The organism is Streptomyces sp. AM6-12 (assembly GCF_044327085.1).
Classification (GTDB): Bacteria; Actinomycetota; Actinomycetes; order Streptomycetales; family Streptomycetaceae; genus Streptomyces.
This window is the reverse complement of sequence record NZ_JBIQWN010000002.1, coordinates 380357-403115: the sequence shown is the minus strand read 5'-3', so window position 1 is coordinate 403115 and position 22759 is coordinate 380357. Positions and strand designations below refer to the sequence as shown.

The following is a 22759-nucleotide window of genomic DNA, read 5'->3' as shown; positions in this document are numbered from 1 at the left end:
ACCAAACGATGGCACTGACGTCAGTCGAACTACAGGGAATGACCGCCGCCCAGGGCAGCTTCCAGACCGCCCTGGACGAGACCACCGGCTCGTACGCGCAGATGGACGGCCAGATCGAGGGCCTGCGGGCGAGCTGGAGCGGCGAGGCCGCGAACATCTACCACTCGGCCATGCAGGACTGGCTGACCGACTTCGACAAGGTCAACCAGGCGCTGCGGACCATGCTGGAGAAGCTGGCGGAGAACACCCACATCTACGCCAACACCCACGAGAACACCCAGCAGCAGGCGCAGCAGGTCGCGCAGCAGATGGGCTCCGGCCAGGTCGGCCTGCCGGGCTTCCCCTCCTGAGCCGGTCCCCGGCCGACACACCCCTTCGTACTCGCATCCGTTCCCAAGGAGCCGGACAGCAGATGACCACGTACACCGTCCAGATGGAGCAGGTCGACTACATCGTCGGCGAGATGAACTCCATCACGCAGCGCATCAACCAGACGCTCACCGAGCTGGACAACGCCGCGAAGATGCACCTCAGCGAGTGGACCAGCGACGCCCAGCAGACCTACCAGCAGGTCAAGGCGCAGTGGGACGCGGCCGCCGCGGACATGACGCAGAAGGCCGCCTCCGCCACCCAGATGCTCGGTGAGATCAACGAGTACTACTCCAGCGGCGAGCGCCAGGGCGTTCGGCTCTGGGGGTGACCGATGGCTGACCAGCCCTTGCCGATTCCGGAACCGCACACGTCGACGCCGGCTCCGGACCCGCAGCAGTACGACGGCGGTACGACGATCGACCCCGGCCACGGCACCGTGACCGCGAGCACGACGTTCACCCCGCCGAACGTGCCGGGGGGTTCGGGCAATCCGGGCAGCGGTACCAGCGTGGACACCCCGTCGATGCTGTTGTTCGCCGACAACATCGACAAGCTGATCCAGCCCGCGCGGGACGCCGCGACCGAGCTGGGGAAGGTGCAGGCCGAGCCGGGCGCGTTCTACCACGCGAACCAGATCCGGACGAAGATCAACGGTCCGAACGCCGACTCCGGGCTCAAGGAGTCGTACATCAAGGTGTTCCAGGACCTGGCCCAGGGTCTGGGTGATCTGCGCGACGGCGTCAAGCAGTTGGCGCAGCACTACACCACTCTGGAAGACGCCGGGCGGATGAAGGCGACGGATCTGCAAAGCGCCATGCAGAGCACGAGCAGCGACTTCACCAGCCTGGTGACCGACGCCGGCGGGTCCGGCGGCGGAGCAAGTTGACGGGTGGTCCCCGCCGTTCCCGGTGCCGTACGACGGCGGCCGGGGGCGGCGGGGACCCTGACAGGGGCGCGAGCGGGAGACTGGGGCACAGATGGCCAGCCCGGACTACAACAGCGGTGGGTTCAGCGACAGCGGCGACGGCATCTTCGCCGATCCCGGAAACGATCCCGGTTCGATCGACGACTACAACTCGTGGGACTGGAAGCAGATCATGGCGGCCATCAACGGCATGTCCGCCGGAACCGCCTCGGACGCCAACGAGGAGCGGGCCAAGGGCATTTCGGACCCGCAGTCGCTGATGGACGCGGCGGGTCACTTCCTCAACGCGCAGGTGGTGCTCGCCGGCATCGCCAAGAGCCTCGCCGACCAGGCGAACGCGCTGGCCGGGGAGAACGGGCCGTGGAAGGGGGCCGCGGCGGACGCCTTCTGCGACATGATCAACACCTTCTCCCGGCAGGTGAAGGCGACCGCCGACGTGCTCTCCGGCGGTGAGGCGGGCAACTCGGTGCCGCAGCAGCTGGCGGACAACTCGGTCAACCTCTACAACGCCAAGGTGAAGATCGCCGACATCGACAACTGGTACGCCAACCAGGCCCTGAAGATGGGCGTCCAGCCGATGAGCAACGGCCTGATCCCGATCCACGAGAAGCCGCAGCTGGTCGAGTGGATGACCAGGGACATGCGCGCGGTCCTCAAGAGCCTGGCGGGCGAGTACCAGGTCACCATCGACTCGGTGCACACCCCGCCGCCCGTCACCAGCCCCACGGACAGTCCCGATGTGCCGGACGACGTCCCGGACGTCTCCGACCCCGATCTGACCGACCCGAACCTGCCGGACGTCAACGCGCAGGATCCGCAGTCGTTCTCGGCCCCCGACATCTCGGGCATCCAGGCACCGGGGATGCCCGGCCTGGATCCGATGGACGCGCTGGCCACACCCGCGCCGTTCTCCGGCGGCACCGGCGTGGACGGCGGCGCGCCCGGTCTCGACGGGCTCCCGGACGACACGATCGGCAACGACACCCTCGATCCGAGCGCCCTGGACCGGGCGCTCAACCCGTCCGCGTTTCCGGGCGGCACCGGTGTGGACGACGGTGCGCCCACGCTCTCGCCCACCTCGTTCCCGGACGGCACCGACGTGGCCGGCGGTGTTCCGACGTTCTCGCCCGCCGCGTTCCCAGGCGGGCTGAACACGGACGGCGGGAAGGTGCCGGCGCTGGCCGACAACCTCGCGGAGGACCCGGCCAGTTGGGCCGACGGCGGCGGCGCCCCGGAGGAGTTCCCCGGCGACACGGGTGTCGGCGGCCCCGGCGATCTGACCGCGGGGGACGGGCTCGGCGACGTCTCCCCCGAGCAGTTCCCCGGCGGCCTCGGCACGGAGTCCGGGTTGCCTGCGGGGCTCGACTCGCCGTCCCTGCTGAACGACGCGCTGGAGTCGCCGTCCGTCGGCGGCCTGCCGGACAGCGAGAAGGCCCTCGGCACGGGCGGCATGCCCATGATGCCCGGCACGGGCACCGGCGGCTTGCCCCAGAACGGCACCCTCGACCCCAGCGACGCCAGCGGCCTGCTCGGCAGCGACGGCGAACCCTGGACCGGCGACCCGAGCGTGGCCGACGACATCGGCGGCAACGGCGCCCTCGCGGGCGGCGACGGACTCGGACTGCCACTGGACGAGGACGCGACCGCACGCTACCCCGGCAGCCTGTCCACCGAGAACGGCCTCACCGGAGCCGGAGGCACGGGCGGCATGCCCATGATGCCCGGCACGGGCACCGGCGGCATGCCCCAGAACGGCACCCTCGACCCCAGCGACGCCAGCGGCCTGCTCGACAGCGACGGCGAACCCTGGACCGGCGACCCGAGCGTGGCCGACGACATCGGCGGCAACGGCGCCCTCGCGGGCGGCGACGGACTCGGACTGCCACTGGACGAGGAGGGGGAGACGCTGCCCGGCGCGCTCGCCGCCGAGGAGGCCGGAGCGGGCCCGGTCCTGGGCATGAGCGGGATGAACGGCATGCCCATGATGCCCGGCATGGGGCAGGGCGGCCCCGCCGCGCAGGGGGCGGCCGATCCGAGCGATGCCTCGGGGCTGCTGGAGCCCGACGGTGAGCCGTGGACCGGTGAGCCCGGAGTCCCCGAGGAGATCACCGGGGGCGCCGGAGCGGGCGGCGAGGGTCTCGCACTGCCCGATCCCACCGAGGGTGTGATGATCGGCTCGGACGGGCTGCCCATCGCGCCGCGGCCGACGGCGGCTTCCGTGGAACCGCTCGCGGAGGCCGGGGCGACGGGTGCCGCGGTGGCGGGCGGGGCCGGGGCCGGAGAGACGGAGGCCGCGGTGACCGGCGAGGCGGCGGCCGCCGTGGCGGGCGGGCCGGGGCCCGCGATGCCGCCCGGCATGGTGCCCGGTGCGGGCGTCGCCTCCGCCGGGGCGCGGGAGGAGCGGTCGGACGCCTCCGGTCTGCTGGAGCCCGACGAGCGGGCGTGGGCGCCGCAGGCTAAGGCCGGCGGTGAGCGTCCGGTCGTGGCGGCTCAAGAAGGCGTGGGCGAGGGGACGCTGCCGGCCGCCCTGCTCGGGGTGGCGGCGGGAACGGCCGCGGCGGCCGTGGCCGGGGCCGCGTTCGGCGCGGGTGCGGCAGGCTCTGCGGAGGAGTTCCCCGAACGACGGCACCGGCATCGGGACGAGGACGACGCGGCGGCACCGGTCGTACTGCCGGTGAACGAAGGCGACGCGGCGGAGCCGCGCGGCGCGGACGAGCCGGACGAGCCGGAACTCCCGGACGGCCAGGTGGCGTTGGCGCCCGCCGAAAGCTCCGAGGCGGAGGACACGGCGGCGTGGGACAGCGCGGGAGCGTCGTTCGTGCCGCTGCTGTGGTCCGTGCCGACCGAGGACGAGGAGGAGGTGCCGACGCCCGGCTATGCGACGGAGGACGCGAGCACCTGGTCCGGTGCCGCCGGTGCCACGGCGGAGGAGGCCGACGGGCCCCGGCTGTCCACCTGGCGCCCCAACCGGTCGGGGCCCGCCGGCCCCGGCGAGATGGTCATCCCGGCCGTCCCGCTGCGCTCGTTCGCCGGTGACCCCTCGGAACTCACCGTCGAACTTCCGCCGCAAGACCCGGCGTTGGACGACGCGGAGACCGAGGAGGAACCGGCGCAGCCGTCCCGCGGCATCGCGGACCTGCTGGTCCAGGACGGCGACACCTGGGGCTCGGCGGCCTCCGACGGCTCCGGGGCGGTGCTGTGACCGCACCCGCCACCCGGCGGCAGCCGGCCACGGGGCACGCGCCCGCCGCCCGGCGACCGGCTGCGTCCCGGCGACCGGCTGCCGCTCTGCGGGCGTCTGCCACTCGGCGCCGCCCCGCCGCCGCACCATCGCACGACGCAAGGAGACTCGGATGAGCAGCCCCTACGACAAGGAGATAGAAGACCTGCTGGCGCTGTACCGCAAGCAGCGCACGGAGGCCGTCGAGACACGGCGCCGGATCAACGAGGTGACCGGCACGGCGACCGCGCCCCGGCAGACCGTCAAGGCGACCGTCACCGCGCAGGGCGAGGTCACCGCGATCGAGTTCCCCACCGGCGCCTACCACCGGATGGCGCCGAAGGAACTCTCCGAGGCGCTCCTGTCGACCATCCGCCAGGCCCGCGCCAACGCGCTGGAAGCCGTCGCGGAGGTCGGCTCGCACGGGTTGCCGGCCGGGGTGCGGATCACCGACCTCATCGAGGGCAAGGTCGACGCCGCCGACCTGCTCGCGGAGGAACCCGCCATGCCCGACCAGGTGCGCGAGTACCTCGCCGAGGGGCGGCCGGACGCCCGCCACGGTGACGGCCGGTGACGCCGGGCACCGCGCCCCGCCACGACCACGGGAACCAGGGAGGAACGCATGGCTGACCGCGAGTTCTACGTCGACACCGACGGGCTGCGCAACCAGCTGCCGTATGTGCAGCAACTGGCGGCGCGGTTCCGGGACATCGGCACCAGCCTGGAGGGGCGGCTGTCCGAGCTGGGCGAGTGCTGGGGCGATGACGCGACCGGACGGCAGTTCTACGAGCAGTACGCCACGCCCCGCAAGCAGATCATCGACAGCACCGGGCAGATGGGTGAGCTGGTCGACAGCATGCACGACGGCATCAAGACGATGGCCGTCAATCTCGAACGCATGGAGGACCAGAACGTCGAGGCGACCCGGCGGTTGCACACCACCGAGGCCCGGCCCGCCGAGACACGGGTGAAGAACACCAAGTCATGAGCATCGAACTGCCCCCGGAACTGGGCTGGGTCGCCAAGCTGGCCGTCGGACAGGACTGGCCCAAGGGCGACGAGGACAAACTGCGCAGCCTGGGCGCGGCGTGGGACGACGCCGCACGCCAACTGACCGCCATCAGCCGGGAGATAGACCCGGCGACCAGCGGTGTGCTGCACAGCGTCGGCGGCCAGGTCGCCGACGAGTTCACGGCCTTCACCCAGCAGTTGAAGTCCAACATCCCCGATATGGCCGAGGCGGCCGGGCAGTTGGGCGAGCTGGGCCGGAACACGGGGTTGCAGGTCGAGTACGCCAAGTACATGATCATCGCCCAGCTGGTGTGGCTGGCGGTCGAGATCGCCGAACTCGCCTTCTGGGCCCCGGAGGCGATCCCGGCCCTGGTCACCGGTGTGCGGGTGATCGTCAAGATGCTGCTGAAGCGGCTGCTGGTCTCGATCGCCACCGGTGTCGGGTTCATGGTCGGCATGGACGCGGTGATCCAGGGGATCCAGTTCCTCAAGGGCGACCGCACCAAGTGGGACACCGCCGCCACGCTCCAGGCCCTGGAGGGCGGCGCGATCGGCGGCGCGATCGGCGGGCTGTTCTCCGGTGCGGGCTCGGCCTTCGCGCCGAAGTTCGCGTCCTCGCTGATCGGCAAGGGTGTCATCGGCGGCGCGTCCAGCATCGTCACCACCGAGGTGATGTCCCAGATCTTCGGCGGCGAGAACGACATGGGCTCCGCGCTGACCTCGGGCATCATCGGCGCGATGGGCGGCGGCGGGGGCAGGCGGAGGTTCGGCGGGGGCGAGCACACCGAGGTGCACACGCCCGACATCCATCTGCCGTCCGAGCCCGACCTCCACCTCCCGAAGCTCTCCTTCGACGGCGAGGGCGACGGCCCGCATCTGCCGGGCACGGAGGACTTCGAGACCAAGGGGCTGGGTTCGGGGTCCGGCTCGGGGCTGGGCGACAAGGGCGCGGGCACCGGGGGCGGCACCGGTTCCGTCAAGACGCTCGACACGGGTGGCGGTCGTACCGGCGACGAAAGCGGCAACGCTACGGCGCACACCGCCGCCCCGCAGACCGCCACCCCGCACACCACGGTCACCGAGTCCGGGGACCCGGTCACCGGCGGCACCCGGAAGACGGCCACGACACCCCACGTCGCCACCGAGACCACCTCGTCGCCCCACACCTCCACGACGGACTCCCGCCGCACCCCCGCGACGGACTACGGCACGGACGAGGTCGCCCCCCGCGCACCCCGCGCCCAGCAGCCCACCGGGCAGAACCAGGCACCGACGACCGGCGGCCAGAACGAGTCCCCCACCACCGGCGGCCAGCACGAGTCCCCCACCACCGGCGGCCAGAACCAGTCCCCCACCACCACCGAACCGCATCAGTCCGCCCCCAGCACCGAACCGTCCCAGCCCCCCACGACCGAGCACACCCCCACCTTCCCGGACGTCCCCCGGCACGAGCCCGGTACGACCCCGCACCTCGACACCGCCGAGTCCGCCACCCCCGATCCGCGCGTCACCGAGCAGCTGCACCAGCTGGACTCCGTCGTGGTGCCCACCCACGACCCGAACCCGCTGCACCAGGCGCCGGCGCCCCCGACGGCCCGGCCCGTCGCACCCGACGCCGGCATCCGGCAGCGCGTGTCGGACCTGGACCGTGCCGCGCGGGGAGCCGGAATGTCCGAGGCCGACCGCACGGCGCACACCCGTGCCGTGGACAAGGCCGTCGCGTCCGGTGACTGGCAGCGCGCCGGGGAGCACCTGTCGGCGTTCCGGGCCCACGTCGAGACGCGTACCACCCAGCAGCGCTATGACGCCTTCCACGCGCACGCGCAGGGCGGCTTCGACCGGCTGACGAACTTCACCGGCTCCAGGCAGGAGTGGCAGAGCAAGGTCGACGCGGTCGAACAGGCCCACGGCTCCGGCGACTCGGAGCTACTGGACAGCAGGCTCAACGAGTACGCGTCGTACGTCGAGCACCACGTCCCCGCCGAGTCGCTGACCGGGAACGACACCCCGCGCCCCTTCCACCAGGACGTGGAGGACCTGCGGCAGCGCCTCGCCCTGACCACCGACCAGCCCACCGCCGACCGGCTGCGCGCCCAGCTGGACGCGACGCGCCAGGACGCCGAACTGCACGACCGGCTTGTCCAATTGCGGTCCACCTCGGACCCCGGGACCACGGCGCTCCACGAACGCCTCGACAACGCCCGCACCCCGGACGAGGCGAATCAGGCCCTGCACGAGCTGGAGCAGCGCCGCGAGGAACAGCGGCTCCAACAGCGCCTGGATCACCTGAAGTCGGACGAGCCGACGCCCGACCGGCCCCCGGCACCGGGCAGCGAAGCCGATCTCCGCCGCCGCCTGGACGCCCTCGACGACGGCGCGGACGAGCACGAACGCGAGCTGCGCGAGCGGGTCGACCAGGCCGCCACCCCGCAGGTCGCAAGCCGGGCACTGCACGACCTGCACGAGTACCGAGCGGACCGGCAGCTCCAACAGCGCCTGGACCGGCTGAAGTCGGACGTCCCCGACCACCCCTCCGAGCGTGAACTGCGCGAACGTCTCGACGCCCTGCACGACGGCGAGGACGATCCCCGCGCCGCCGAGCTGCGCCGCCGGGTCCAGGAGGCGCGGACCGAGCCCGAGGCCAGGGAGGCCCTCGACAAGCTCGACCAGCATCTGCGCGATCGCGAACAGGCCCGCCAGGACCGGGCGCGCGAATTCGGCGACCGGATGGAGCAGTTGCGGGAGCAGCACACCGAGCAGCTGCTGGGCCTCCGCGAGGGCGCCCCCGAGGACACCTCACGCCGCATCGAGGACATACGCACGGAGTTGTCCTCGCACCTGACGTACGACGAGCGCACCAGCACGCTGCGGCAGGAGCTTGCCCGGCCCACCGTCGCCCCCGAGTCCCCCGGCCACCTGGACCGCATCACCGCCGGGACCGACGAGCACACGAAGGCCGTCGAGGACACCGCACCCGCGCCTCGTGACGCCCTCAAGGTCCCCGCGGACCACACCCCCGTCTCCGACTCCACCGACCAGCACGCGAAGGCCACCGCCGAGCCGCAGCAGGCCGCCCGGCAACCCGGCGCCCGCCAGCACGAGGGCGCGCAGCACGAGGTCGGGCAACTCCAGGCCCAGAAGGAACGGCCGCACGAGGCCGAGGACCCGGCCCACCCCTCCCAGCACCCCGTCCCCGGCCATGAGCACGCCGAACTCACCTCGACGGAAAAGCCGCAGGAGCAGCCGAAGCCCCAGGAGAAGCAGCCCGACCCCGTTCTCGACGGGCGGCACGTCCAGGGGCTCGCCGGGAAGAAGATCACCGAGGAGCCGGGGCCGGACGCCGTACGCGCCCGCGTGGAGACCCTGCTCGGCGGCCACGCCGGGGACACCTCCGTCGCCCAGCGTCTGGACGCGGCCCTCGATCCCGCCAACTTCCGCAAGCAGCATGCGCAGATGGTCAACGGCGGCTGGCGGTTCACCGTGCACGTGGACGGCAAGCCGTACGAGGTCGAGGTCAAGGCGACCGCCTCCGCCTGGCGGCTGGACCCGACGAAGGACGCGGCGAAGGACAACGACGGCGACGGCTTCGACGTGCCCGTGGAATCGACGCACGAGAGGGACCCGCGCAAGACGGAGATGACCTCCTCCGAGGCGGGCCTGGAGTTCGGGCCGACCGTCGTACGGCCCGTCAACCCCCAGCTGTCCGCCCTCATCACGCCGTCCGGCAAGCTGGGCGGCGCCACCCATGGCCGCGAGACCACGGTCAAGTCCGCCACCCAGACGGCGAACCAGTTCGCCTTCACCGGCAAGACCGACAGCTACACCTCCGACTTCACCTATCAGGTGAAGGTCACCGACCACCAGGGCACCCCGCTGCACGCCCCCGGCGCGGACGGCGAGATCAAAGGGCAGGTCCGTGCCGATGTGCCCCGGCCGCTGGAGCTGGACAAGCACCGCCCGCGCACGTGGCAGGGCTGGGACCCCGACCAGGCCAGGAACCGCGCCAACCGGCCCGCCTCCGGGCACCCGGTGTCGATCACCAGCCTCGACACCGCCCGCGACGCCGTCTACCAGGCGCTGCCGCGCGAGGCGCGCCCCGACGGCACCGCGCACCAGGACATCGAGGACTTCTTCCAACCGTCCAACGTCATCAACGAGTTCGAGCACGCCTCGGGCCCCGGCCTGCTGTCCAAGCCGCTGACCCTGAGCGACGGCGGCAAGGCCCATCTGCTGCTGACGGTCGAGCCGGACGGCTCCCGGGCGCTGCACACCGTGGACGACAAGGCGACGCTGGGTGCGAAGTCGACGGGCGAGCACGGTCAGAGCCGTACCGAGAACAGCTCCTGGTCCCTGGGGCTCAGCGGCGGCGCCACCGGCGAGGTGTGGAAGGCCACGGACGGCGGCAAGGAGTCCACCTGGCTGACCGGCACGGCCGGTTACACCGGTTCCAGCAACCTCGCGCACGGCGTCAAGGGCAAAAACGCCATCGGCACCGAGTCCAGCCGCGAACACACCGGGAAGGCCGACCTGGTGGCCACGGGGGTACGGCTGCGGGTCCAGCTCATCCGGCACCACTTCCGGCCGGGGCCCGACGGCCTGCACTCCACCACCGCCACGAAGATCGGCGACCACAGCCCGCCGCCGACCGTGCGGCAGCCGGCGCCCGCGCCCGGCGATGTGGTCCTCACCATCGATCCGCAGCACGGCGAGGTGCTGCGCGCCGTCCCGCACGAGCTGCCGCAGGTCACGACCGGCGGCCGCCCGCAGCTGGAGCCCGCCCGGCTCACCGACCCGGTCGCCGCCCCGCGCACCACGATCCTCGACGTCCCCGGCTCGACGGAACTTGAGGACCACATCGTGCGGGAGATGCACCAGGACCATCCGGGTGTGCTGCCGCCCCCGGAGGCGATCCGCCCCGGCACGGGCACCGAGACGCATCCCCGCGTCACGCCCGAGGCGTGGCAGAACCTGCGCGCGCTGCGACAGCAGCTCGCGCCCTCCCGGCTGCGCGGCGCCGGGTCGAAACTGCTGGACGGCACCTACCGGATCACCCTCAAGAGCCCTCACCTGCCGGGGCGTTCGGGCACCACGCACGAGATCCTCATCAAGGCCGAGCCCGGCAAGGGCGACCACCAGGGCTCCGGGAAGTCGACCACGAAGGCCGTGCAGACGCGGACCACCGGGGCCGACAAGTCCGTCACCCGCAGCACCAAGCACGTCGTCAACCTCGCCGGGAACGTGCGCAGTTCACTCGATCACCCGGACGTGACCCGCGGTTTCACCATCGGCAGCCTCGACATCACCGCACACAACCCCTCGCACGGGATCACCATGGGCGCCGAGACCGAGGTGAAACGGCAGTTCTCCCTGGAGGCCGACACCGACACCTACGCCCACCCGGTGACGTTCCACGTCATGCTCGGCGTGGAAGACCCCGAGCAGCCGACCACGCACCTGTCCACGGTCGCGCCGTCTCCGCACATGCAGCACATCAAGCAGGTACGGCCCGACGGCCGGCTCACCGTCGAGGTCGCGCGCACGCCGGAGCCGGCCACCGAGAACCCGCCGCCGACCACCATCCCGAAGGCGGCGGTGCTGCCGCAGCGCCACGCGATCCGCCATGTCACCGCCTCCGATGACTTCCGGAACACCGCGCGGCAGTCCCTGACCAGCGCCTTCCAGAAGAAGGCCGGGGGCTCGACGGACACCCGTGTGCCCGAGCTGAAGGACGCCCTGGACGGGCTCACCGACGAGGACCATCTGCGGTCCCTGGTCTCCGCCTCGCACGGCGGCTGGGCCAACAGCGGTGACGAGCAGGTCGGTTCGGGCCGCAACCGCGACACCGTCGGGCTCTCGACGCGGACGAGGCTGAGCGCGTTCCGCTTCCGCGAGACGCTGCCCGGCGAGGGCAAGCTGGAGATCGAGACCAAGTCCAGCGTGTCCACGGCGGTCGCGGACAAGAACACCCGCGGGTTCAAGGCCGGTCTCGGCTTCGACGCCGCCCGCTTCCCGTCCAAGGACAGCCCCGACGCCGCCCTCCAGGTGCGCGGCGGCGTCAAGGGCAAGGGCGGCGCCGGCATGAACAGCGGCGAGAACGTCAAGCAGAAGATGACGACCTCACGCAAGGCCGCGTACAAGGGGACCTGGCACCTGTACGAGGCCGACGCCGACGTCACCGTCCAGGGCCGGGTCACCGACGCCAAGGGGAACACCACCCTCGGGGACCCGCAGCACAGCAAGCACCGGGTGCTGGTCCTGCTCTCCGACGACGACGTACGGCACCTCGGCGACGACCCCGCGAAGGCACCGGACACCACCGGCACCCGCCAAGCCACGCTGCTCGCGCACGGGTTGCTGGGCGGGGCCACCGCCGAGATCCCGCGCTCCGACGAGATCCTCGGCGAGATCGACCGGCAGATCCGCGGCCTCGACCAGGTGTCCGACGTACCCGAGAGCGCGCTGCCGTTCGCCGACACCTTCTCGCCGGAGAACCTGTCGGCCAACTACGAGGAGCTAGTGGGCCGGGGCATCCTCGACTACCACGTGCACGAGTCCCGCACCCAGCGGGTGGTCACCGAGGTCCTGGTGCGGGGCGTACCGCGCGACGAGTGGGCCGACGAGGGCGACCACTCCACCGGGGACACCACCCGCAAGGTCGGCCTCGCCGAGACCGTCAAGGGCAGCGCGGGGCACAACTGGTCGCTGGGCGCCGACGGCAACTTCCGTATCTCCTACGCCCCGGTCGTCAAGCCCAAGCCCGGCGAGGACGCCGCCGCCGTCAAGGCCGAGGAGAACAAGTCCGGTCTCGGCAACGCGGCTTGGGCCCCGTCCGGGGGTGCGGAGGGCAGCCGGAGCAAGAGCGCCGAGACCGGGGTCACCACCAAGGTCGAGCACAAGACGTCGAAGTTCGGCGACACGGTGCGGTTCGGCAACCGTATGCGCTTCGAGGTCACCGTGACCCGGCGCACCGAGTACGGCCGCTTCGTCAACCTCGTCAAACCGCGCCCCGTGGAACCGGACTGGCGGGTCCACGTCGACGTTCCCAAGTCCCTGACGAAGACCGCCGAACAGACCGCCGCCGACCAGCAGAATCCACAGACGCAGCACGACCAGCAGACGCCGACGCAGCAGCCGCCGCCGGAAGCGCAGCCGCAGGTGCTCGACGGCGGGGGCACCGTCGAGATGCGGCCCCTCGTCTCCACGGCGGACCGGGAGCGCTGGCAGGCGTCCCTGGACTCCGCCCACGACCTGGTGGGCTTCGACAACCACGCCGGTCTGTACGACCAGGCACGGACGGTGCTGACCACGCCCCGGCCCTGGGGCGAGGGGGTGCTGGGCAAGACGGGCGCGGCCATTTCCTGGGGCCTGGGCTCCGCCGCCACCACGATCGGGCACTGGGCCGGGACGATGACGCCCGAGGCGGCGACCAAGCTGCTCGGCTCCTTCGTGTCCGATCCCCGTCTGGACGCCGACCATCCCCTGGTCGGCGAGCAGCGTCTGCCGCTGGAACAGCAGGTCTCGCTGCGCCGGGCGCTGGGCGCGGGCACCCTGCCCACCGTCTTCCACCAGCTCAAGGACCCCGCGAACGGCTACCGCACGGTGTCGCTCGGCGGCGACGGCAGGACCGGCCTCCAGGTCCGGCTGGAGCCGACCGGGGACGCGGAGGAGATCTCCGTCCGGGACGACGGCAGCGACGAGATCACCGTGGCCACCGAGCACGAGTCGGCCACGAGCGCGAGCAACGGCCTCAACGCGAGCCTGACGCCGCTGGCCGTGCCCGTGACCACCAAGAACCCGAGCGTCGTCGTGCCGATGCCCACCAACGCCCTGAAGCTGGACCGCGACCAGACCTTCGAGAGCAGCTCCCCGGTCACCCGCGCCCCCGGCGTCCCGACCCGCACCCTCCCGCCCCCGGCCCTCCCCCACGGCACGACCGCCACCGAGCCGGGCAAGGCCACGCTCAAGGGCCCCCAGGTGCTGATGCGCCAGCCGGTGCGGCTGAGCACCCAGAAGTACGACGAGAACGGCACGTACGGGAACACGGCGCACACGGACGGGCACGTCTACTACTGGACGGCGAAGAAGACCGAAGACACCAGCACGAGTACGAGTACGACCGCGCCGACGTCCACGACCGCGGACACCACCACGTCCCAGGACGCCACCCCGCCCAAGGAGACCACCCCGTCCAAGGACACGACCCCGTCCGAGGGCACGACCACGACCACGGACACGAAGCCGGCCACGGACACCAAGCCGGTGAAGTCGCCGCCGGCCACGGACACCAAGCGGGTGAAGTCGCCCGAGGAGACCAAGCAGCAGGACACGGCGCACAAGCCGACCGAGAATCCTGCGGCCGTCGGCACACACGAACCGACCGAGACCCACAAGCCCGTCGGCACGCACAAGCCGGACGAGAGCCACGAGTCGGCTGAGAGTCCCGAGACCCTCGAAACCCGCAAGCCGGCCGCGTCGCACGAGGCCCCCGAGGACCACACCCCCGATACCCCCGACACCCCGCCCCAGCCCCGCGTCCCCGTCCCCGGTGACGGCCGCTGCCTGCTGTACTCCGTCCTCGCGAGCACCCCGCCCGAGCACTGGCCGAGCGCCCTGCACGGGGGCACGGCCGAGCACGCGCGCGCCCAGCACGAGGCCGTCGTACACCAGATCCGCACCCAGCACGGCCGGGTCGGTGCCGACAGCCCGCTGGGCCGGGCCGCCCGCGATCTGCACCAGATGGTGCTGGACCGGGTGCGGTCCTCCCGTCCGGAGGATCTGCCCTTCGACGTCACGGAGTTGTACCGCCGCAGCCAGGAGAACCAGCTGCGGCAGACGCTCCAGAGCGAATCCTTCGAGCAGTTGCGGCAGCGCCTGCACGACACCGGCGTCGACCACGTCATCTCGCCCGACTGGCTCAGCCCGCAGGCACTGCGCACCCTCTACGTCGACACGCGCGCCCAGGAGCTGATGGGCCCGCCCCACCGGCTCGCCCCGCGGGACGCGGCCGACCGCGCGGCCGCCGAGGTGCCCGAGACGACGGACGCGCAGGGCCGCTGGTGGCTGCGCGACGACGCCCTGGCCCCGCGCGCCCAGTTCGCGTACGTCGCTGGCCGCACCGGTCCGTTGAGCCTCGACCACGTGGACAGCCACGACCGCCTGGCCGGTGCCGTCGTGGACACCGCGCTGCACCAGCCGCTCACCCCGGCCGAACACCAGGCGCTGATCCGGGCCGTGCGGAACTGGGTGCCGGGCAACGACGCCTGGAACACCGACGAGGGCGAGATGTTCCCCGCACTCGTCGCCCACACCCTCGGCATCCGGCTGCGCACCTTCCAGTCGACCGGTGACGGCACGGCCCATCTGCGCACGGTCGGACCACGGAACGGCAACCACACGGTCGACATCTACTACAACGGCCGCAACCACTACGACGCGAGCCGCACCCCGGCACACCCGACGACCGCCACCGCACCGCCGGAGGCCAAGCCACCGCGCACCGACGAGGTCGCGCCCAAGGCACCGAAGGCCCCCGAGGCCCCGGCGAGCACCATGCCGCGCCGCCCTCTGAACCGCGCCCCCCGCTTCGTGGTCCGCTCCGCCTTCGACGCCCGTGCCTTCCGGGTCGGCGACACCCCCGTCACCGATCTCACCGTGCGGATCGCCTTCCGGGACGGCTCGGGCCACGACCCGGACACCGCCTGGCACCAACTCGTGCGCGGTACCGACGAGTTCTACAACAGCCCCGGCCACCGTCTGCCCAACGGCAGCCTGCTGCATGTGACGGTGGAGCGCGTCCCCGTGGACGCCGACCCCCATCTGGTGGTCGACCTCGCCGGCCGGGACCGTCCGATGGACCAGCGCACCTGGTGGCCGGACGCCGAACCCGTCGCCTACGCACACGAGTTGGGCCATCAGCTCGGGCTGCGCGACGAGTACCGCGAGGACACCGGGGCTCCGGGCCGGGCGCAGGTGGCGGGCAGTCTGCTGGGCGACTTCCACCAGCCGGCGCCGCACGGCCTCGCCCAGGGCGGGCTGCGCGGCCGTCACCTCCAACTGCTCGGGGCGCTCGTCGGCGACGTACCCGAGTCCGTCGCGCACACCGGCGGAGAGCCGTCGCACACCGTCCCCACGGAGCGGGACCCGCGCTGGCAGCAGGCCCGTGACGCCGCCGAGCCGGTGACCCGGCGGCATGTGTGGGTGGACCCGGTGACCGACCCCGCCGCGGACTCCGCCGGGGAGCACCTGTCGCAGGACCCGCGGATGCCGCGGTCCGAGGACTCGGTGGAGCACGGCGACGAGGACGAGCTGGACTGGTCGGACATCCTCCAGGAGTACACGCGGGAGCGCCGGCTGGAGTACGCGTGGCTGGACGGACTGTACGGCGAGACGCTCGACCCGCAGTCGTACGACCGTGCCCACGACGCCCTGCTCACCCTCCAGTCGATGGACCTGGCGCACCCCGTGCCGGACGCCGAGCACCAACCGCATCTGGAGCTGCTGGCCCGGCAGGTGCTCCACCTGGACGGCCCGCCGAGCCCGGACGACTACCGGTATCTGCTGGCCCTCACCGCGCACGCCGGACCCGAGTCGACCCGTGACGCCGCCGCGCTCGGCGCGCACTACCTGGCCACCGAGCACGGCGCCCTGGACCACCACACCGCGCTGGTGGACGCCTCCGGGCAGACCACCGGCCGCGACTGGACGGGGACGCGGGCGGTGCCGCCGGACCTGTCGAGCTACACGGTGTCCGGGCCGGACGGGGCGGCGACCGAGCACCCGGCGCCGTGGCGCCGGCCGTACGTGGTCACCGCCCTGGGCACGCCGCGGGACGGCCTGTCGCTGCTGGTGGACGGCCGTACGGTCCGGGTGTCCGGCCCGGCGGAGTTCGCCGAACTCGTCGCCCGGGACCCGCTGCGCGACCCCGGCCAGGACATCCTGCTGCTGGTCTCGCACGCGCAGGACCAGGGCCTCGCGCAGCTCGTGGCGGACCGGGCCGGTACGGCGGTGTGGTCGACCGACGCCGAGGTGCGCCCCACGCTCGACTGGCGCACCGGCACCGAACGCCTCGACCTGAGCGGCGGCGACGGCGGCTGGACGCTGCACATGGGCGATGCGCGCGGACCACTGGACCTGTTCGACTTCGGCTCCCCCGCCCCGGAGCACGATCCGGGCGGCCCCGACTACGCGGCCAAGCTGCTCCCGCACCCCGGCGGCGACACCTCGCCCCTGACCCCGGCGAACCTGCTGGACCGGCTGGGCGCCCGCCCGCTGACGACCAGCGACTACGAGGTGATCGGCGCCGAGCCCGGTGCGGTGCTGTTCGAGGAGCCGACCGGCATGCGGCAGACCGGCTTCGACTACGGCCCGGACGGCTCGGGTGACGTACCGCGGCTGATCGTGCCGACGCAGGGGCATCAGCAGACCCTGGTGAGCGAGCATCCGCCGCTCCACGTCTCCGGGGATCTGTCGCTGGCACACCGGCAAGGCGGTTACGGGCAGCAGGTGTTCGCCTCCCCCAAGGCGATCGAGTCGGCCAACCATCAACTGGCCCTCGCGGGCAGCCTGGTGCGGCTGGAGCCCGGAGAGATGAAGCTGCGGGTGGGCGACGGCCAGGGCGGCCGTCGCGAACTGGTACGCGTCACCCCGCGGTTCCTCACCCGGTCCGGAAAGTCGGAGGAGGAGATCTGCCGGGACTTCGCCCAGATGGTCTCGGGCAACGTCGCCGCCTCGCACGTGGTCTTCCGGAGCCCCGACGGCACCGGGCTCGCCAAGGCGCCGATCAACGCGCTGGGCCGCACCGAGGTCACCGGCATCCACCACCTCGCCGAGTCCCTCGGTCTGGTGGCCGACGGCCAGAAGCCCGGCACGCTGGATCCCTCGTGGGCGGCGCGGCAGGTGCGCCGGGACGACCGGTTCATCGCCGAGAGCGACGGCCCCACGCCGGGCAAGTCGTACGGCAGCGCGCTGAGTTACGACCCGCTGGACAATCCGCGCCGCGACAACCTGTCGGCCGCCGCGCGCGAGATCGGCATCAACGAGCACGCCTGGGCGAAGGTCGGCGAGGCGTATCTCGTCCATTCGATCAACGCCCTCGACGAGGAGGGCCTGCCCAGCCTGGCGCACAACTACGCCAAGCCGGGCGAGCCGCCGGGCAGCCACTTCGGCTACCACTTCGCCGCCGTCGTGCTCGCCAGCGAGGACGGCAGGCACCAGATCACCCTGGAGAACTTCGCCCGCCGCGCCCACGTCGCAGCCATCGTGAAGTCGGCTGTGGCGCACAACCTCCGCCAGACCGGCCCGGACGGCTTCCACCGGCTGCACGAGGCCATCGCCGACGAACTGGACAGCGCCCGCACGGGCACGGCGGACGCGACGCGGACCAAGCGGCTGGAGCGCCATCTGGCCCTCGCGGACGCGCTCGCCAAGGCGGCGGACGCGCGGGAGGTCCGCGACGCGACCGCCGCGGGCAGCCCCGAGCGCACGGCGGCCGGCACCGCGTACGACAAGGCGGTCATGGTGGCCGAGGCGCGGATGAAGCAGGCGGCCGAGCTGTCCAAGGGCAGCGACCTGTGGCACTTCCGGATGTTCTCCCAGCGGCCCGGCGAGACCATGCACGAGGTCAGCGCGGACCTGCTGACCTCCGATCCGTCGGCCGAGGCCAACCCGCTGACCTCGGTCATCGTGCACGGGCACCGGATGCCCCGGGTGGACATCGAGTTCCGGGAGGGCTCCCGGCAGATCAGCCGGGACGAGGGCCGCAAGCTCAACTACGTGGCCGAGCTGGCGACCCGCGCCGGGCTGTGGAACCACCACAACGGTCTGCCGCTGCCCCGGATCACCGTGACCGGGCGCGGCAACGCCCGCCGTCCCACGCTCGGCGGGGTGCTCCCCGAGGCCGCGCGGCAGCGGGCCGAGGCCGTGCACGGGGAGCTGCGGGACCGGCTCGACCGGTATCTCATCAACTACCAGCACGGCAGCTCGCAGGGGCGGCTGACCGCGGCCGACTTCCCGCTCGAGGTCACCACCGAGCGCGCCACGCCGGGCGGCGACCGGACGCAGGGCCGCCGTACGACGGTCGCGGTGGACGATCCCCACCCGGAGGACACCCCCACCGGCACCGCCACGACCCCGCGCCGGTCCGCCCCGGACCCCTCCGAGGCGGCACCCCGAGCACCCCGAGCACCCCAGCCGACAGCACAGCCCCCGGAGGACCACCGGCCGACGGCACCGGAGCCCGCACCCGCCCCGGCTCCCCAGCCCGCCGCCCCGCCCCCGTCGTCGTACCGCAGCGAACGCCTCACCATCGGCGGGGTCGGGTTCGCGGACGGCTCGGCGGAGCTGACCGGCGCGCAGCGGGAGACCGTGCACCGGCTGGCCGCCGAGGTGGCGTGGGCCGCGGTGGCGAACACGCGTGCGGGTTACCCTCCGCCGCGGGTCCTGGTGGTCGGCCACGCCAACGGGATGCGCGGCGGCCTCCCGCACTTCGGTGAGGCGCTGCGGCGGGGGCAGGCGCGCGCGGACGGGGTGGCGGAGGTGTTCCGCGCGGCGCTCGCCGTCCACCTGGCGCGGCTCCAGGCCGGCGGGGAGGCCGTCACGCGCCTGGCGGACATCGAGGTCACCACCCGTTCCGAGGGCAACGCACCGCCCCTCGGGGCACCCGCGGAAGCGGACGCGGCGGCCACGCGCCGGCAGGCGTTCATCGTGGTCGAGCTGCCCCGGCCGGGGGAGGGTGACGCAGGGTGAGCGCGCCCGGTCGGCGCCACGACGCGCCCCACCGGGGCGGGTTCGGGCGGTGCGCGGCCGGGCAGAATGCCGCAGCGCACATGACCTTCCCGGCCACAAGGCCGATACTGAGGTGCAAGGCTCCGACCACCTAACCGGTCCCACCCGGCCTGAGCAGGGCGAATGCCGGTCCGGGACCAGCCGCCGAGCTTTCTGGGAGACGGGCATGAAGATGTTGATCAACGTGCCGGAGACCGTCGTGGCGGACGCGCTGCGCGGGATGGCCGCCGCGTATCCGGATCTGACGGTGGACGTGGAGAACCGGGTGATCATCCGTCGGGACGCCCCGGTGCAGGGTCAGGTCGCCCTGGTCTCCGGGGGCGGGTCGGGGCACGAGCCGCTGCACGGCGGGTTCGTCGGTCCGGGCATGCTGTCCGCCGCCTGTCCGGGTGAGGTGTTCACCTCGCCGGTGCCGGACCAGATGGTGCGCGCGGCGGCGGCCGTGGACAGCGGCGCCGGAGTGCTGTTCGTCGTGAAGAACTACACCGGCGACGTGCTCAACTTCGACATGGCGGCGGAGCTGGCCGAGGACGAGGGCATACAGGTCGCCAAGGTGCTGGTGAACGACGACGTGGCGGTCACCGACAGCCTCTTCACAGCCGGCCGGCGCGGCACCGGGGCGACGCTGTTCGTGGAGAAGATCGCGGGCGCCGCCGCGGCCGAGGGCCGGCCGCTGGAGCAGGTGGAGGCGATCGCCCGGCGGGTGAACGAGAACTCCCGCAGCTTCGGTGTGGCACTGAGCGCCGTCACCACCCCGGCGAAGGGCAGCCCCACCTTCGATCTCCCGGACGGCGAGCTGGAGTTGGGCATCGGCATCCATGGCGAGCCGGGCCGGGAGCGGCGGCCGATGATGACTTCCGGGGAGATCGCCGACTTCGCGGTGCACGCGATCCTGGACGACATGCCCCCGCACAACCCGGTACTCGTGCTGGTCAACGGCATGGGTGCCACCCCGCTGCTGGAGCTGTACGGCTTCAACGCGGAGGTGCAGCGGGTGCTGGCCGAGCGCGGGGTCGCGGTGGTGCGCACCCTGGTCGGCAACTACGTCACCTCCCTGGACATGGCGGGCGCCTCGGTGACGCTGTGCCAGGTCGACGAGGAGCTGCTCGGGTTGTGGGACGCGCCGGTGCGCACCCCGGCATTGCGCTGGGGGATGTGATACGGCGGTACAAGTCTCAACGCCCTTACTATGCTTGGGAGGTCCAGTGCTCGACGCCGACTTCTTCCGCCGTTGGATGACGGCGACCGCCGCGTCCGTCGACCGCGAGGCGGAACGGCTCACCGCCCTCGACGCGGCCATCGGGGACGCCGATCACGGCAGCAACATGCGGCGCGGATTCACGGCCGTGCAGGCGGAGCTGGACAAGGAGACGCCGGGCACGCCCGGCGCCGTGCTGATGCTCGCCGGGCGCGTGTTGATCTCGACGGTCGGCGGTGCCTCGGGGCCGCTGTACGGCACCTTGCTGCGCCGGACCGGCAAGGCGCTCGGGGAGGCCCCGGAGGTCACCGAGGCGCAGTTGGCCGAGGCGCTGCGGACGGGGGTGCAGGGGGTGATGAAGCTCGGCGGGGCGGCGGCGGGCGACAAGACCATGGTCGATGCCCTGCTGCCGGCCATGGACGCGCTCGGCGAGGGCTTCGCCGCCGCCCGGACCGCCGCCGAGCGGGGCGCGGAGGAGACCGTGCCGCTGCTGGCCCGCAAGGGCCGGGCGAGTTACCTGGGCGAGCGCAGCATCGGGCACCAGGATCCGGGGGCGACGTCGTCGGCGCTGCTGATGGCCGCGCTGGCCGAGACGGCGGAGGGCTGACGTGAGCGAGGAGAAGCTGGTCGGGATCGTGCTGGTGTCGCACAGCGCGGAGGTGGCCGCCTCGGTCGCCGCGCTGGCCAAGGGGCTCGCGGGCGGTGCCGCCTCGGTGCCGGTGGCCCCGGCGGGCGGTACGGAGGGCGGCGGGCTGGGCACCAGTGCCGAGCTGATCTCCGCCGCGGCCGCCTCGGTGGACCGGGGTGCCGGGGTCGCGGTCCTCACCGACCTCGGCAGCGCCGTACTGACGGTGAAGGCGCTGCTCGCCGAGGACGAACTGCCCGAGGACACCCGGCTGGTGGACGCCCCGTTCCTGGAGGGGGCGGTGGCCGCGGTGGTGACGGCCGCTGCGGGCGCCGATCTGGCCGCGGTGGTGGCGGCGGCGACGGAGGCGTACGACTACCGCAAGGTGTGACGGCTCGTCAGCGGGCCGGTGCGGCTGGTCAGTTGTCGGTCACGAACTGCCGGGCCAGCCGCTCCCCCGTGGTCACCGCCGCCTGGTGGTCCTCGATGGGGTCCACCTTGGAGTCCTTGAAGACGATGTAGGTGACCCCGGAGGGCACCCCGCCGTCGCTGGGTCCGGCGGGGATGCCGAGGCCCCGCGCGGTGGCGTAGGAGGCCTCGCCGATGAGGTCGCTCGGTCCGGTGTCGCCGACGACCGCGTACTGCACCCGGTCCCGGTAGACGACGGCGGCGACGGAACCGCCCCGCACCCCGCTCCCGGCGGGGCTCCAGCGGCTGCTCGCGGCCGGTACGACGATGTAGGGCAGGGTCTCCGCGTTCAGCGGCCGCCCGTCGGACTGCACGTAGGCGGTGCCGGGCGAGTACAGCGGGTCGGCCTGGCCGTTGCAGTGGGCCGTCGTCTGGCCGTCGCAGTCGATGTCGAGGTCGGCCTTCCAGAAGACCGCGCCCGAGGCGCCGCAGACGGGCACGGTCGCGGGGCTGTCCGCGTCGGTGCGGTAGCGGCCGTGGGAGATCTCGGCGCAGGTGCCGACCTTGGCCAGCAGATCGGCGGCGGTCACGGCACCCTCGGCACGGTCCTGGGCGGTGCGGGCCCGCGTGCGGGGCGGCGTGACGGCGGGCCGGCCCCGGCTGGGGGCGGTGGCGCCCCGCTCGGGGCGCACGGCGGCAGGAACGTCTCTGCTGGCGATCGGCGCCGGTCCGGGGCGCTGTCCGGCACCCGGAGCGGCGGTGGCGTCCTCGCCATGGGCCGTGCTCCGGACCTCGGGCGGAAGGGCCGCGGCGGCGCCGGGCAGCGTGGCGGGGGCGATCAGGGCGACGCCGGCCGCGGCCAGTGTCAACGTCGGGACACGCACACGCACGATGAGGAACCCTCTCCTCGGGGACATGTCGAGGCCACTGTGATCCGCGGCCCGGACGCCCGCCCGCCGGGGCCACCCCGAAGCGGCCGGATGGAGCACGCTTCTGACAACCCGTGAGGGAATAATTTCGGCATTTGGTGCACAAAACGCATGAACGGGAGTGTGTTCACCTGACAACAGGGGCCGGGGGCCCCGACCGACCCCGGTCCGGGCCCTCCGGCCACCCGCGCGGGCGCGGGTTCGGCGACGACAGCGTCTCTGCGCCGCCGGCATGAACTCCCCTGTCCTGGCGCGGAGTTCAGCCGTAGAGAGATCTCAGCATACGTAT

The 22759-nt window shown here is 72.9% G+C and carries 11 protein-coding genes; 10 read left to right on the top strand and 1 reads right to left on the bottom strand.

Annotation, left to right across the window (positions count from 1 at the left end; genetic code table 11):
* Window positions 1-8: 8 nt before the first annotated feature.
* The 10 genes from ACE4Q9_RS30185 (at window position 9) to ACE4Q9_RS30140 (ending at window position 21524) form a co-directional block, all read left to right on the top strand.
* Window positions 9-350: a WXG100 family type VII secretion target gene (locus ACE4Q9_RS30185; protein WP_397987682.1), complete on the top strand. Its 342-nt coding sequence runs from the start codon at window positions 9-11 to the stop codon at window positions 348-350.
* Between the two features lie 62 nt (window positions 351-412).
* The gene (locus ACE4Q9_RS30180; protein ID WP_037655754.1) at window positions 413-700 is read left to right on the top strand and encodes a WXG100 family type VII secretion target; all 288 of its coding nucleotides are present in this window, start codon (window positions 413-415) and stop codon (window positions 698-700) included.
* Between the two features lie 3 nt (window positions 701-703).
* Window positions 704-1258: a hypothetical protein gene (locus tag ACE4Q9_RS30175; protein WP_397987681.1), complete on the top strand. Its 555-nt coding sequence runs from the start codon at window positions 704-706 to the stop codon at window positions 1256-1258.
* A gap of 91 nt (window positions 1259-1349) precedes the next feature.
* Entirely contained in the window at window positions 1350-4499 is a 3150-nt protein-coding gene (locus tag ACE4Q9_RS30170) for a WXG100 family type VII secretion target (RefSeq protein WP_397987680.1), read from the top strand.
* A 151-nt stretch (window positions 4500-4650) separates the two neighbouring features.
* On the top strand, window positions 4651-5091 hold the full coding sequence (locus ACE4Q9_RS30165) for a YbaB/EbfC family nucleoid-associated protein (protein ID WP_397987679.1): 441 nt from the start codon (window positions 4651-4653) through the stop codon (window positions 5089-5091).
* Between the two features lie 48 nt (window positions 5092-5139).
* Window positions 5140-5505 carry a WXG100 family type VII secretion target gene (locus ACE4Q9_RS30160; protein WP_397987678.1) on the top strand — a complete coding sequence of 122 codons (366 nt, stop codon included), beginning with the start codon at window positions 5140-5142 and terminating at the stop codon, window positions 5503-5505.
* Entirely contained in the window at window positions 5502-19271 is a 13770-nt protein-coding gene (locus tag ACE4Q9_RS30155; RefSeq protein ID WP_397987677.1) for a hypothetical protein, read from the top strand. The genes ACE4Q9_RS30160 and ACE4Q9_RS30155 overlap by 4 nt, the downstream gene beginning before the upstream one ends.
* Window positions 19272-19476: 205 nt before the next feature.
* Window positions 19477-20469: a dihydroxyacetone kinase subunit DhaK gene (gene dhaK, locus ACE4Q9_RS30150; protein ID WP_397987676.1), complete on the top strand. Its 993-nt coding sequence runs from the start codon at window positions 19477-19479 to the stop codon at window positions 20467-20469.
* A gap of 46 nt (window positions 20470-20515) precedes the next feature.
* Window positions 20516-21115: a dihydroxyacetone kinase subunit DhaL gene (gene dhaL / locus ACE4Q9_RS30145; protein ID WP_397987675.1), complete on the top strand. Its 600-nt coding sequence runs from the start codon at window positions 20516-20518 to the stop codon at window positions 21113-21115.
* 1 nt (window position 21116) lies between these two features.
* Window positions 21117-21524, top strand: a complete 408-nt coding sequence (locus ACE4Q9_RS30140; RefSeq protein WP_397987674.1) for a PTS fructose transporter subunit IIA — start codon at window positions 21117-21119, stop codon at window positions 21522-21524.
* Window positions 21525-21552: 28 nt separating this feature from the next.
* On the opposite strand, the gene ACE4Q9_RS30135 is transcribed toward ACE4Q9_RS30140, so the two are convergent.
* The gene (locus tag ACE4Q9_RS30135) at window positions 21553-22425 is read right to left on the bottom strand and encodes a glycoside hydrolase family 75 protein (RefSeq protein ID WP_397988265.1); all 873 of its coding nucleotides are present in this window, start codon (window positions 22423-22425) and stop codon (window positions 21553-21555) included.
* Window positions 22426-22759 lie beyond the last annotated feature (334 nt).

Bases quoted from the DNA above. Each gene is read 5' to 3' on its own strand.
- ACE4Q9_RS30185 (WP_397987682.1), top strand. From the start codon at position 9: ATGGCACTGACGTCAGTCGAACTACAGGGAATGACCGCCGCCCAGGGC.
- ACE4Q9_RS30180 (WP_037655754.1), top strand. From the start codon at position 413: ATGACCACGTACACCGTCCAGATGGAGCAGGTCGACTACATCGTCGGC.
- ACE4Q9_RS30175 (WP_397987681.1), top strand. From the start codon at position 704: ATGGCTGACCAGCCCTTGCCGATTCCGGAACCGCACACGTCGACGCCG.
- ACE4Q9_RS30170 (WP_397987680.1), top strand. From the start codon at position 1,350: ATGGCCAGCCCGGACTACAACAGCGGTGGGTTCAGCGACAGCGGCGAC.
- ACE4Q9_RS30165 (WP_397987679.1), top strand. From the start codon at position 4,651: ATGAGCAGCCCCTACGACAAGGAGATAGAAGACCTGCTGGCGCTGTAC.
- ACE4Q9_RS30160 (WP_397987678.1), top strand. From the start codon at position 5,140: ATGGCTGACCGCGAGTTCTACGTCGACACCGACGGGCTGCGCAACCAG.
- ACE4Q9_RS30155 (WP_397987677.1), top strand. From the start codon at position 5,502: ATGAGCATCGAACTGCCCCCGGAACTGGGCTGGGTCGCCAAGCTGGCC.
- dhaK (WP_397987676.1), top strand. From the start codon at position 19,477: ATGAAGATGTTGATCAACGTGCCGGAGACCGTCGTGGCGGACGCGCTG.